At 53.2% G+C, this 13,144-nt stretch carries 11 protein-coding genes and 1 pseudogene; 3 read left to right on the top strand and 9 right to left on the bottom strand.

What is annotated here, in order from left to right:
* Window positions 1-77 precede the first annotated feature (77 nt).
* Together trhP and queF are read right to left on the bottom strand one after the other, a co-directional pair.
* Window positions 78-1,457, bottom strand: coding sequence for a prephenate-dependent tRNA uridine(34) hydroxylase TrhP (gene trhP, locus H598_RS0105430; protein ID WP_028112109.1), 1,380 nt, complete (start codon window positions 1,455-1,457; stop codon window positions 78-80).
* 105 nt (window positions 1,458-1,562) lie between these two features.
* The gene (queF, locus tag H598_RS0105425) at window positions 1,563-2,417 is read right to left on the bottom strand and encodes an NADPH-dependent 7-cyano-7-deazaguanine reductase QueF (protein ID WP_028112108.1); all 855 of its coding nucleotides are present in this window, start codon (window positions 2,415-2,417) and stop codon (window positions 1,563-1,565) included.
* Between the two features lie 57 nt (window positions 2,418-2,474).
* On the opposite strand from queF, the gene syd reads away from it, so the two are divergent.
* Window positions 2,475-3,098 carry a SecY-interacting protein gene (gene syd, locus H598_RS0105420; RefSeq protein ID WP_028112107.1) on the top strand — a complete coding sequence of 208 codons (624 nt, stop codon included), beginning with the start codon at window positions 2,475-2,477 and terminating at the stop codon, window positions 3,096-3,098.
* 144 nt (window positions 3,099-3,242) lie between these two features.
* Here syd and H598_RS0105415 read toward each other — a convergent pair whose 3' ends face one another.
* The 3 genes and pseudogenes from H598_RS0105415 to H598_RS0105405 all read right to left on the bottom strand — a co-directional run bounded on the left by H598_RS0105415 (window position 3,243) and on the right by H598_RS0105405 (window position 6,570).
* Complete coding sequence (locus H598_RS0105415; RefSeq protein ID WP_028112106.1) at window positions 3,243-4,163, bottom strand: DUF5692 family protein; 921 nt, start codon at window positions 4,161-4,163, stop codon at window positions 3,243-3,245.
* Between the two features lie 1,257 nt (window positions 4,164-5,420).
* Window positions 5,421-5,634, bottom strand: a pseudogene (locus H598_RS27165) (IS5/IS1182 family transposase); the annotation flags it as partial.
* 342 nt (window positions 5,635-5,976) lie between these two features.
* On the bottom strand, window positions 5,977-6,570 hold the full coding sequence (locus tag H598_RS0105405; protein ID WP_028112105.1) for a LysE family translocator: 594 nt from the start codon (window positions 6,568-6,570) through the stop codon (window positions 5,977-5,979).
* A 110-nt stretch (window positions 6,571-6,680) separates the two neighbouring features.
* Here H598_RS0105405 and H598_RS0105400 point away from each other — a divergent pair, with 110 nt between their 5' ends.
* Complete coding sequence (locus H598_RS0105400) at window positions 6,681-7,121, top strand: Lrp/AsnC family transcriptional regulator (RefSeq protein WP_028112104.1); 441 nt, start codon at window positions 6,681-6,683, stop codon at window positions 7,119-7,121.
* 226 nt (window positions 7,122-7,347) lie between these two features.
* Here H598_RS0105400 and H598_RS0105395 read toward each other — a convergent pair whose 3' ends face one another.
* Window positions 7,348-9,429 carry a hypothetical protein gene (locus H598_RS0105395; protein WP_028112103.1) on the bottom strand — a complete coding sequence of 694 codons (2,082 nt, stop codon included), beginning with the start codon at window positions 9,427-9,429 and terminating at the stop codon, window positions 7,348-7,350.
* A gap of 274 nt (window positions 9,430-9,703) precedes the next feature.
* Between H598_RS0105395 and H598_RS0105390 the strand changes: the two genes are divergently transcribed.
* Window positions 9,704-10,423, top strand: coding sequence for a helix-turn-helix transcriptional regulator (locus H598_RS0105390; protein WP_028112102.1), 720 nt, complete (start codon window positions 9,704-9,706; stop codon window positions 10,421-10,423).
* An 83-nt stretch (window positions 10,424-10,506) separates the two neighbouring features.
* Here the strand turns inward: H598_RS0105390 and H598_RS0105385 are convergent, their stop codons facing one another.
* The 3 genes from H598_RS0105385 to H598_RS0105375 are packed head-to-tail and all read right to left on the bottom strand — an operon-like array spanning window position 10,507 to window position 12,857.
* On the bottom strand, window positions 10,507-11,169 hold the full coding sequence (locus H598_RS0105385) for a helix-turn-helix transcriptional regulator (RefSeq protein WP_245595558.1): 663 nt from the start codon (window positions 11,167-11,169) through the stop codon (window positions 10,507-10,509).
* A gap of 12 nt (window positions 11,170-11,181) precedes the next feature.
* Entirely contained in the window at window positions 11,182-12,462 is a 1,281-nt protein-coding gene (locus H598_RS0105380; protein WP_028112100.1) for an L-cysteine desulfidase family protein, read from the bottom strand.
* A gap of 14 nt (window positions 12,463-12,476) precedes the next feature.
* Window positions 12,477-12,857 carry a Rid family detoxifying hydrolase gene (locus H598_RS0105375; RefSeq protein ID WP_028112099.1) on the bottom strand — a complete coding sequence of 127 codons (381 nt, stop codon included), beginning with the start codon at window positions 12,855-12,857 and terminating at the stop codon, window positions 12,477-12,479.
* Window positions 12,858-13,144: the final 287 nt, after the last annotated feature.

The raw sequence follows: 13,144 nt of genomic DNA, 5'->3' as shown, positions 1-13,144 counted from the left end.
ATAAGTTTAGTTGCGAGTCAGCACAGAGCAAAAAGGGCACCCTAGGGTGCCCTTTTGATTGCCTGTTCGGTGCGGCGCTAGGCTGGTTTGATGGGGTTACGGGTGGTTTGCCCCTCGTCCAGGTTGCGCATCAGGATGGCGTGGCCGAGATTGATCTCTTCCGGCAGCGGCAGGTACACGGTGTGGCCGTTGCCCGGCGCCACTGCCATGGTTTCGCCTTTGCGGTTTTCGATGTGCTCCAGGTTAAGGTTGAGGTTGCCCTGTGGGGTCATCAACTCGACGCTGTTGCCAATCTCAAAGCGGTTTTTCACCAGCACTTCCGCCAGGCCCTGCGCGTTGCGCTCGCCGGTGAATTCGCCGACAAACTGCTGTTTCTCGGACACCGAGTAGCCGTAGTCGTAATTCTGGTACTCGTCGTGGGTGTGACGACGCAGGAAGCCCTCGGTGTAGCCACGGTGGGCCAGGGATTCCAGCGACAGCATCAGATTGGGATCGAACGGTCGACCGGCGGCGGCATCATCGATGGCCTTGCGGTACAGCTGCGCGGTACGGGCAACGTAGTAGAAGCTCTTGGTACGGCCTTCGATCTTCAGCGAGTGCACGCCCATCTTGCTCAGGCGCTCCACGTGCTGAATGGCACGCAGATCCTTGGAGTTCATGATGTAGGTGCCGTGCTCGTCTTCAAAGGCGGGCATGTACTCGCCGGGGCGGTTGCCCTCTTGCAGCAGCACGATCTGGTCGCTGGGGGCACCGGCGCCCAGGGTCGGCTGCACGATTTGTGGCTGGCTGGCGTCGGTTTGCGGGTTGACGGCGACCACGTCTCCGGCTTCGTTCTCTTTGGCTTCGTGAACGTTGTAGTTCCAGCGACAGGCATTGGTGCAGGTGCCCTGGTTGGGGTCGCGCTTGTTGATGTAACCGGACAGCAGGCAACGGCCGGAGTAGGCCATGCACAGGGCGCCGTGCACAAACACTTCCAGTTCCATCTCCGGGCACTGCATGCGAATCTCTTCGATCTCGTCCAGAGACAGTTCCCGTGACAGAATCACCCGCTCAATGCCCTGGCGCTTCCAGAATTTGACGCTGGCCCAGTTGATGGCGTTGGCCTGCACCGACAGGTGGATAGGCTGATCCGGGTAGGCGTCTTTGACCATCATGATCAGCCCGGGATCGGACATGATCAGTGCGTCTGGCTTCATCTGCATCACCGGATCGATGTCGCGCAGATAGGTCTTGAGCTTGCTGTTATGAGGAGCGATGTTGGAAACCACGTACAGCTTCTTGCCCTGGGCGTGGGCTTCGTCGATGCCGGTCGCCAGATTGTCCAGGTTGAAATCGTTGTTGCGCACTCGCAGGCTGTAGCGGGGCTGACCGGCGTACACCGCGTCGGCACCGTAGGCAAACGCGTAGCGCATATTCTTCAGGGTTCCCGCAGGGGACAGCAGTTCTGGCTTAAACATGGTATTCCTATAGCTCTTCAGGGCGGCGGGCATTCTACAGAATGCCCGCCTGCGGATGCAAATTTGATTATAAAATAACCATTGCCAACTTGTGGCTATTGCCGCTTACTGGCGGGCCAGACGGTGGTTGGCTGGCAGGGCTTCAAAGTCGCTGCGGAACGGGTTGATGTCGAGGCCGCCGCGACGGGTGTAGCGCGCGTACACCGTCAGCCGTTGGCAACCGCAGTAGCGTTTCAGGTCCATGAAGATACGCTCCACACACTGTTCGTGAAACTCGTTGTGGCGACGGAAGCTGATCAGGTAACGCAGCAGCTTTTCCCGGTCGATGCGGCCACCTTTATAGCGGATCTGGACGCTGCCCCAATCCGGCTGCGAGGTGATCAGGCAGTTGGATTTGAGCAGGTTGGAGCGCAGGGTCTCTTCCACCACCTCGTCAGCGGCGGCGCCGCTGAGGTAATCCGGGTTGAACTGGTAGTCGTCGATGCTGATGTCCAGGTCGTCGATCAGCTCCCCTTCCAGTTCCACCAGAGGCTCGGCGCCAAAGGCATCCGGCAGGACAATGCGCACCGACACCTCGCCCTGGGCACACTGGCTCAGATCCTTGGCCAGAGCCTCGCGCACCGCGTCGACGCTGTCGAAACGGGTCTGGTTAAAGCTGTTGAGGTACAACTTGAACGACTTGGACTCTACCAGGTTGGCGGAGCTGACCGGCAGGGCAAAATGGGCAATGGCCACCATGGGCTTGCCCTTGGCATTGAGCCAGGACAGCTCGAAGCCGGTCCAGATGTCGGCGCCAGTGAAGGGCAGGGCATCGCCGAGACCGATGGCATCACGGTTCAGTTGCCGTGGCACCCCTTGCAACAGCTCTGGGGCGTACTGGTCCTGATACTGGGTTTGCTGACCCAGAGTTAATCCCGACAGGGCGTCGGCCCCATGGTAGGGATCGTGATGATCTGTCATAACGTTTCCGATTCGTGGCACAATAATCCTCTATTCTACCCCAGTGACCCGGAATCTATGAACCACAGTGCCGCATTAGAGCAGTTTTTCGACCGTTTTCGCCACGCTTGGCAGTCTACCCACGGCCAGTTGCCGGTAACCGACCGCGACGAAGCCGGACCGGCGGCGGTGTCGGAGCATGAGCTGGGCCAGCACTGGCAGGCGGTGGCTCAGCAGCCGCTGGGGGCGTTTACCAACCTGGAGCCGGCGCTGGAGTTGCCGGTACACCCGGATCTGCAGGCGTTCTACGGTCACTTCTTTGCCGGCAACCTGCAGTTTGACGCCGAGTTTGGCAGCGGTGAGCTGTTGCAGCCCTGGAACCAGGATGATTTTGCCTTCCTGCAGGAGAACCTGGTGGGGCACGCGCTGATGAAAAAACGCCTCAAGCAACCGGCGACCTGGTTTGTGGGGCTGATGGAACAGTCTGATGCCATGGTGGTGATGGACAATGCCGATGGCAGCCTGTGGCTGGAGATTCCCGGGCAGGAGCCGCATCAGAAGCTGGCGGACAACCTGTCTGAACTGCTGAGCCAGATCGCTCCCAGGGTGATCATGCCGGAACCGACCCCTGTTGAAATGGCACCAAGGCCGGGGTTTGTGGAGCGACTCAAGGTGATGTGGGGCCATCTGCGGGGCCGCTAGTGCGGCGTAGAGGTCTGCGCGCTGGTGGGGCACGTCTTTTCAATGGAAGGCGGCCGAGCCTGAAAATAAGCGAACATCACACGAGTACAAATGTGTAATGCAGCAGGTTAAAAAGAAGGCCGGCTAACCCGGCCTTCGCTCAAATCAACGATTCGCTTTTACGATAGCTTGGTGTTCTGCAAAGTGATCGTAGATGTCTTCAGTAAGGGGATTCTTCTTACGTTTAATGATGGTGTTAACTTGGTAGACGAGTACGCACACGTTAAATGCAAGAGCAATTATGCTCACCGACCAGTAGGCGACAGGATCGTGAGTGGAGGGTACCGCCATACTGCTTTCGATAAAGAAGCTTGGGAAGGTCATCATGGCCATCATATATAAGGCTAAGGTATGAACCCGGTGTTGCGCCCATGCTCCACGTTTGGTGGTAAATGCTGGAATTGTGCAGGAAATTAGCAAGGCCGCGCTAAAGAAGGCTCGGTCAGTCAGGCAATTGTAGACATAGGCGAAGTTCCACAAATCATACGCGATAATCCAGAACCACAGCATATCGGGCCAAACGAGATCATGGTGTTTGTCTTTCGATATGATGATGCCAAACCAGCCGCTGATACACAGGATATTGATAATTCCGGCGAGTGCGTTGACGTAGTTCCAGGGGCCACCCATATAAAACATGCCTTCGGTGATCCCTTGCATTCCAACCACCTCAACTTCGCGAATCACGGCTTCAAGAATGTTGATGGCTAAGATGCCTGGCGCTAATAACAACCACCATTTATTTGCTTGCAGGCGTTTAGAGAACCGCAAGCCTAAACCAATGTAGCAGCCGATTAGCGCAGAATAGGTTTTTATCCAGGCAAACCAGTTTGCGGTTTGAGCACCGCTGTCCGTTCCTGATGTCGTTGGCCACACGAATAGCGTTAATGCAATGGGTAATAACACGAAGAAGAGTATCCCCATTTGCTTGTTGTAACGGGTTACTTCGTTCAGGAGGATAAGTGCCATGAGAATGGCAAACCAGGCCAGGGCAGCCTCAATAGAGATAGTTTCAAATAAGAGCATAGCGTTAAATCCTATTCACACTAAAAGCGAATTTGATTTTCGGAACTCCCCCATCCAAAAAATCGTTTATCAGTAAAGTACGTATTCCTTCAAATGATGCGCTGGTGATTTTTATTAGAACTGATATGGATCAATTCAGGCTGTGTGAATTATAGCCAGTGCAAACTTTTGTTACCATGATCACCACTCTAGACAGGATAAGGTAAATACTCTTCTTAATGTAATTCAAACCGAATTTGAACAGCCTTTAAACTATTTTCATTGGTTAAATGTCACCGCATTTACCCAATTGACTCGATATTGCCATCAATAATATCGACGGTCAGGAGCATAAGCTCGGCTTGAAATGTATTCAGAGAGGCCCGGCCTGCTGGCAACCTATAGAGAAGGTGTCTGATTATTGAGCCGATGGAGCCTGGTGATTTCAAAGACACTCATCATTGAATCAATGTTTTAACAGTGCTGCGAGCATAGGGTCTTGGTAAGGCTGCGTGCGGACAATTGTCGCCGTTGTGGTCGTTCGAATCGCAGTTCTAACGGCATCGCACGATGCCGCTCCTATTTTCAATTTATAAAATACTATAAAAAGCTTTTTATCATAACTATGTAAGGGTTATTTGGCGTCAAAAACCTTGTCTAGGTATTACCTCTTGCCATTCTGGTAACGATCAAAAATACGGCATATCCTATCCAAGATGTCACAATTACCAAGATAACCCAACCAAATTTCTCAGCGCCTCTTGCTCGCTTAGAAAAAACGGTTAAGAAGAAAGGCAGTATAAATGAACCCAAAAACAATGATACTACCAACAAGTTCCAAATACTAAATCCACCCATAAAAGCATACCCTTTAAATTACCATAATTAAAATGTAATTCCTTTTGCTCAACAGCGGTGAAATTAACATAGTTCCAATTAGTTATTGCCTTGTGAAAAACGCTGTATTTTGGTTAGAGCAAGTTTTAGAATCATCCTGAGCCAATGAATGCAAAGACAACATTATATGGCCAAGAAAAAAAATAGACTCACTAGGTAAAAACCTTTGTAACTTAAATCTAGGCACTACTCTATCAGAGAGCCAGTTTGACCTAAATGCGAATAACAACCATTTGCGATAATTGTGACGTGATTGGAAAATTCCATTCATGCGGCATTCGCAAACTCTTAAGAGGTTGCTCCTGGTAGCGTTTCACGTTTTGAGGGCCTTGTTGAGCAAATCCCGGCTTGAGACGTTTATGCCCCAAGGGAAATTACTATCTAAGCTGTTCGTCGTCGAACGGGCATACTGAGGCCTATGACTTTGTTCAGCACTTTGATTCCAGTCAACGCCACGCCGACTTGGGTGTTGCAGTTACGCAGGTTCAGTTTGAGAACAAAAGGGCTGTGTGATGCGATACATGGCCGTTGTTGATAATGAGCGCTGATCGCAATCGTTGTCCTGCTTCCATTTCGACAATTCATCGCTTCGTAACGTTTTCATGGACTTGCTTGTTTAACTGCAGATAGCAGATTAGGCAGTTGCTGGCATAGCCCAATGACGCCGCGACTTCGAGTCGCGGCGGATTGGCTTACTTCTTATTAGCCCTCTGAGATAGACGGTGTCTTTGGAGGTATCAAGCTGGCTGGCAGTCAGAGGAGTGCTGCCTTTGCGCTACAGAGGCATCCATTCTGTGAGCTATATGGATCAATGCTTTATCCATGGTTAAGACAAGAGGACCTTGATGAGTCCCCATAAGTTTGGCAACACCAATTAGGCGCTAATGACAAAAACAGAAGTTTATGGCTAGAGAAATGGCTTTACGTAATACCGAAATCAGATTTCGAGCATCATTAATGTGGATGCCAATAGCAATAGAGCCATGGCATAATTAAAGGCCTTCATTTTTGACTCATTATTTAATGCTGCGCTTAATGTCTTGCCAGCAATTGTCCAAATGCTAACCGATGGAATATTGATTAAGGCAAACACCAGAGAGACAAATAAAACGCCGTACACATTGGTAGAAGCGTTGTAAACGCTAATGGCGGTTAGTGCCATTGACCAAGCCTTTGGATTTATCCATTGAAAGTAGACTGCAGCCCAGAAACTCATTGGCTTATAATCTGATGCACTGTTACCTGTTGATTGGCTCAAGGCGATTTTCCAAGCTAAATACAAAAGATAACCAATGCAGCTGATTTGTAATATTTGTTGGGTGATGGGGTATAGAGCGAATATCTTCATTAAGCCGATACCGACCAAGAACACCATAAGGCTGAATCCCAGTACAATACCAGACATATGGGGGATGGTACGCATGAAGCCAACCTTAGCGCCAGATGTCATCAGCATGACATTGTTAGGACCTGGTGAAACGGTTGATACGAACGCGAAGGCCACTAGGGCGAGGAGCTGCTGGTGATCCATATTTCTCTCATTTCGTGTTGGTTGTGAGTCCTTGTATATTAGTGAGATATGACGTAAATTTTATCCCTAACTTTGCTCAAAAATGGCTTTTTTAGCAATAAAATAAAAATATGGATAGATTTGACGAAAGAATATTGCGCGAGTTGAAGTCGAACGGCAAGCTGTCCAATGTGGAACTTGCCAACAGGATAGGTCTATCTCCTTCGGCGACATTGCGACGGGTTCAGGAACTCGAACGTCTTGGTGTGCTAAAAGGATACCGAGCGGTACTCGACCTTAACAAACTGGGAATTGGCTTTATCGCCTATGTTGCCATTGGTCTGTCGAACCATAGCAAAAAATCACAGCAGGGCTTTGAAGATCACATCATGGGGGCAGTAGAAGTGACAGAGTGCCTCAATGTCACGGGCGAGAATGAGTATTTGCTCAGGGTTGAGACGAGCGATTTAGCGGCCTACAAACGTTTTCATTCTGATGTGCTGGGAGAGATCCCACAAGTGAACGCCATTACAACCATGGTGGTTATGGATACGCCAAAAGACGAAAGGTAAGGAACATTCTCGCCATCTTCTTATCGTTATGATGCCGGAACATGACACGTCACTGGGGTTACCCCGGTGCAGTTGAGTGTTTCCGGTTTAGATTACTGTCCAGGCACTTGAAAAGCCTTTTGCAGTTGGCAGTTCAGTTAGGTTGTCGGTTCGGCTGCTGATTATTGCGCAGGAGAAGACAGGGCAGCGGCTCTCTGCCCTGTCTGGGGATGGTTAGATTACTGTGTTACTCGCCTTTGGGGTGGCAGGTGACACAGGCATAGGGGTCCGGGTACACGGGATCCGTGGTCCAGCTGCTGTTGGTTCTCACCTTCATGTCATCGCTATAACGGCCCCAGTACCCTTGCCAGGTAACGTCCTGTTTTGCAGGGTAGATGCCAAGATTCATGATCGGGGTCAGCGACTCCTGCAACTCCGCTTCCAGCTGGGATACGGCGGCCGCATCGGTGCTGTCGACATCGATGGCGTCGAAGGTGCGGTTAGGAATGTCTGGCGTATTCCCGCCCTGGTACATCTTGGAGATGTAGCTGGAGGCGGTGCCGTGGTTGGGCGGAATGTAGTCCTCCGAGTGACACCAGAAGCAGGTGCCAGTTTCGCCGTGGCCTTTGGGGGCGCCGTTGCTGCCGTGACAGGCGGCACATTGGTACGGTGCCACCAACAGTTGTGAGGCGTCGTCGACCGGGTAGCTGCGCACGCCTTCGTCATAGATGGAGATGGGCTTGGGATTGACTCCGAGGCTGACGCCCACATCGCCGTCGGCGTGAATGCCATCCAGAGAGTGGCAGGTGCCGCAGTCGGCGACGCCCCAGCCGAAGTGCTGTTGATCCAGCGGTGCAATGGCGTCCTCAATGTCGGCCACCGGCCACTTTTCATCCCCCACCAGCCGTTTGGATTCCTCTTCAGGATAGAAATCGTACATGGTGAAGTTAATGACCGTCATCAGGTCGCCGGGGTGGTTCATGACCCAGGTGTCGCTGAAGAAATGAAACTCCTGATCGTTGTACCAATCGCTGATGTCGGTGGTGTCCGGATCGCACTCCTCCAGCCTCAAAGGATCACCGACAGCATCGATAATGCCATCGGCATGATCCAGGCTGGTGTCGCTGGGATCGAAGGGGTTGGACTGGCCTTTGCGATCGCAGTAGGTGGGCATGGTCGATGAGGAGGCACCAATGGCGGTGGAGTCCAGATTGGTTTGCTGGCTGACCATGTACTTGGCGGCAAAGTCCTCCATGGCCCAGCTAACGCCGGTGTTGATAACGTAGTTGTGAAAGCCGGACGAGCGGGCACCGTTAATCTCGTTGATAACAAAGTGCTGCACGTCGACGTCGGACGCCAGTTTGCCCCAGAAGGTGAAGCCTACCGATTCGATCAGTCCTTGTTCCTTCATGCTGAGCAGCACGTCGGCCATGGTAATGGCCTGATCCTTCTTAAACACATCGGGGCGCAGGTTGTGGCTTCGAGCCTCGACGTTGTGAAACAGCAACTGTTTGCCGCCGGCGGTGCCAATGGTTTCGATGGGGGTCAGGGCCACCGTAGGCACCACGATCACGTGGGTATCCTGGCTGTAATAGGAGGGGGTACTGCTGTCTTTCAGTTCCGCCTGGTAGTGCTGAACCGACTCCCGGCGTTTGGTCATCATCGGGCTGTAGGAGCGGAAGTGAAGCCCGGAGTTGGGCTGCACCAACACCTCTTCCAGGCGAAGGTACAGCGCTTCTCCCGACTCGGTGTAATACAGTTCCCGCTTGAAGCGGCCGAAATCGATCATGTAGGTGGCGTACCAGTTGGGATCGGCGTTGACGTCGCCCTCATCGTCGAAGTCACCATCGCCATTTTTATCGTGCCAGACGGTGTAACGGTACGACTGTATCTCATCACTCCACTGGTATTCGACGTGGAAATCGTCCCGGGTCTGTGACAGGTACATCAGTACATCGGCAAAGGTAATCTGATTGTCGTTGAAGATGTCACTGGCAATGTAGAGGCCATCACCCTTTTTATAGGATGCCGCCTTGGCGGCCCGCAGTTTTTCAGGATCGACGGCAATGCCGTGCTCGGGCGTTTTGCGCTCGAACTGGTCGATCATGTCCTGGCGATCGATGTTGCCATCGAGGTAGGCGTACACCGTGGTGTTGAGTTGATACTTAACGTCCGGGCCCCATACTTTCTCAAACGCACCGGTGCCGGTCGCAGGGGTTTCCTGCTCTGGGGGCTGAGTGGGTACCGAAACCTCATTACTGTCACTGTCGCCGCAGGCACTCAGTAATAGTGATGAGGCCAACAGCACCCCGATATTTCTTTTCATCATCTCGTGTTTCCTTATCTGTTTTTGCCCTTTCTGAAGAACCTGGTCAATTAAATTCATTTCTAAAGAAAGCGTTACTCCATACTGCATCGGAATGGCCGGATTTCGACTTCGTAAAATCACACTGAATTTCCGCGATTCAGCAGGGGCGCAGGGCAGGGTTCACAGCTTAGAAACACGGCCCCAAACCAGGGGAGTTTTTTTGAGGTGGGTCTTATCTGGCAGGGGCAAGTTATCGGTACACTAATTGCTATTCAGTCAGTGATGGTGCGCCTTTATGAAAATCCAGTTTGAAGATCTTAATAATCAGCAAGAGGCGTTGTCGGCCATGCTGAAATCACTGGTTACTTCTGTGGGGGCGGTGGATGCGTTGTTTCATATAGACCTCAATAAGCCGGAAGTTTGGCTCGGCAAGTCCTGGTTGAAATGCCTGAAACAGAGGCAGTCGATCCTGTTTTCTTCAGCCAGGTTGGAAGAGACCTTTGAGAGCTACAGGAAGCGACTGAAATCTATGGATATTGAGCTGTCCAAGAGCGTCAGGAAAGATCTCTATAGCTGGTCGTCTGTAAGCAGCCATGCAGCAAAGCGAATTCGGGAAGGGGGCTATGAGCGGGTGGTTTCCGTGTCGATTCCACTGGCGACCTGCAGCGATCTTCGCGGCCGGTTTCTGTATTTTTATGACGGTGTCAGTGAGCAGAGTGAGTTTGAGATTCGCCGCAGTATTGAGAATAGTCTCAATGAAATGATTGTTTATCAAACTGCCGTGAGTGCCTCCCATCTAATTACCAGCCCGCTGGAAGACTACGGAATGTTGAAGTCGGCCACCATCTCGATTATTCGGCATTTATCTCAGGGCTGCTCACGGACCGAATTGTCTGAGGTTCACCATATGACCCCACGAGGCATTGATTACCATCTCGAACGGGCCAAGTGTTTATTAGGGGCGAAAAACACCCATAACCTGGTGCATAAATCTCACAGCTTATTGTTGATTTAAGTGGGCGGTTTGAGAGTCCTCGCTGGCATCGAGACGGCGATGGAAATCCCACCGCGGCAATAGAGAGACCGCGGTGGAGGGGCTTACTTCTTCTCCAGCCCTCTGAGGTAGAGGTAGACGGTGTCTTTGGAGATATCCAGCAGGCTGGCAGTCAGTGGAATGCTGCCTTTGTAGTTGAAGATGCCCAGGCCATGCAGGCGGGTGACCACCTCGCGATTGCGCTTGGAGGGGGTGATCTGGTCGTCGCTCAACACCTGAGTTTTCACCAGCTCCACGGTGCTGCTCACCGACTCCTCCTGGTTGCGGGCAAAGGTTTCCGGGGTGCCGCTGGCGCCGGGCAGGGTGCAGTCCATGGGCACCATGGCCTTGAGGAAGGACTGAATCGGTGCCCCCAGATCCACGTTGATGCACAGCAGGCCGATGGGATCGCCGGCGCCGTTGCGCACGATGGTGGTGGTCGACTTCAGCTCGCGGTTGGTCTCGGTGCGGGCAAAGTAGGAGTCAGAGACGTCTTTGCCCTCTTTCAGCTTCATTAACGCCAGGTTGGTAATGGGCGCCCCCGGGCTGCGGCCGGTGACGTGACCGTTGGCAATCCGGTAGATCCCGGCCGAGTTCTTGTCCAGGCTGTGCAGCGCCACTTCGGTGTGCTCACCAAAGCTGGCGGCGATGCCTTCGACCACGGTGGCCAGGGCATCGAGGATCTCGTAATCACTGGGGGTCAGCTGCTTCAGTTCCACGGTGTGCACTCTCGTCCTTTTCTATTGCGACATGATGTCTATGATAACCGAATCGGTGGCCTGCATGCCGCTGTTAACCACACAGCCGACGTTGGCAATGGTGGCTTCCACCTCTTCCGCGACGATGCCCTGGTTGCTGACCACCTTGTTGCGGCGGGCCATTAAGAAGGCACGTACCGCCGCCGTGGAGGAGGTACACACCTTCATGGCGCAAGACGATTTGGCGCCGTCGCACACCATGCCGGAGCTGTCGCTGAGGACATTCTGGATGGCGTAGCAGCTCTGCTCGAAGCTGCCGCCACTGAGGTACACCATCGCCATCGCCGCGGCGGCACTGGTGACGGTGTTGCCACAGAATGCCGACAGAGGAGGATAATGGGATTTGATGTAGATTGCACCCAGGTGGCTCATGATCAGCGCCCGCGCCAGCTGTTCGTCACTGCTGCGCAGCTGCTCGGCGGTCACCACCACCGGCAGGGTGGCGGCGATGCCCTGGTTGCCACTGCCGTAGTTGCTCATGGCCGGCAGGCTGGCACCGCCCATACGGGCATCGGACGCGGCGGAGGTGCGCATCTGAATCCGGGTGGACAGGTCGTCGCACAGCAGACCGTCTTCGATGTTGTCCTGGAGGGTGCGTCCCACTTCGAGGCCATAGTTGTTGGCCAGCCCCTCCTGCGACAGCCGGTCATTCATCTCGGCGGCATCGAGGATGAACCGAATCGACTCAAACTCCGCATGCAGGGCAAAGTCGTATATGGCTTCGATGCTGATGTCGATGCCGTCGCACACCGAAGCGGTATTGCTGGCTTCGGCACTGGCCTGCTGAAACTGGGTGTGGCCGTTCAAAGAGGTGTGGATGACGTTGGTGTGACCACCGCTGATCTCCACCAGGGACACTGTGTTGCCTTGAGTGGCGATCACCTTGCAGTAGATAAACTCTTCGGTAACCGCTCGTTCGACCGTCACCTTGCCGGCATCGATCAGCGCCTGAGCCACGGTCACATCCTCGCTTGAGACCTCTCCCAGTACCTCCAGCTCTTTGTCCGGGTTGCCGGCGATGGCACCGGCGGCGGCGGCGATGGCCAGACCGGTTTTGCCGGTACCGGGCACAAACACGCCCATGGCGTTCTTGTAGAGGTTGTCCGATACCCACACCTGCAGGGTGTCCGGTACCGCGTTCAGGGCCCGACAGGCCACGGCAGCCGCGTAGGCGGCGGCAATGGGTTCGGTGCAGCCAACGGCGGGTTTCACCACCTTGTTGATGATGTCGATGTACGGATGTGGCTGTGAATCAGGACGCATGGAGTTTCCCCGGCTTAGGCTGTGTGGGCGATGGCTTCGACTTCCACCAGTACGCCCAGAGGCAGATCCTTGACCGCGAAACAGCTGCGAGCCGGGCAATCACGGTTGAAGACTTCGGCGTAGACGGCATTGAAGGCCGGGAAGTCTTCGATGTTGGCCAGGTAACAGGTGGTCTTGAGCACGGTGTCGATGCTGCCGCCGCCGGTTTCCAGCACGGTTTTCAGGTTGGTCAGGGATTGCAGGCTCTGTGCCGAGATACCACCGGAAACCACGGCGTTGGTTTGTGGATCAACCGGAAGCTGACCTGAGGTGAAGATCAAGTTTTCGAAACGGGTACCGTGGGAGTATGGGCCAATCGCTTTCGGGGCTTGGGCGGCATCAATAAGGGTTTTCATGACTTTCCTTAATAATTGAGTAAATCAGTGTGACTGTTGCGGTCAACTGTAAATTCAGCACTCAATTAAATCAAATAAATTTGAGTTTTGACTGGGATTTCACGCAAATAGCGTGATCATTGTCGCGTTTTCTGGCGGTTTTGCTGCGTTTCGTCTCAGCCTTGTTAACGAGCGTGCAAAAATTGTTGAGAAAATAGCATCTCTCAAATAAATTTGAATAAAATCCAAAAACAACGAGACACAACTGATGAATACAAACACGGCAACACTGGGGCAGGGGAGACTGC

The organism is Ferrimonas kyonanensis DSM 18153 (genome assembly GCF_000425405.1).
Classification (GTDB): Bacteria; Pseudomonadota; Gammaproteobacteria; order Enterobacterales; family Shewanellaceae; genus Ferrimonas; species Ferrimonas kyonanensis.
Note: the sequence above shows the minus strand (reverse complement) of the source record. Positions and strands in the feature narration are given on the sequence as shown.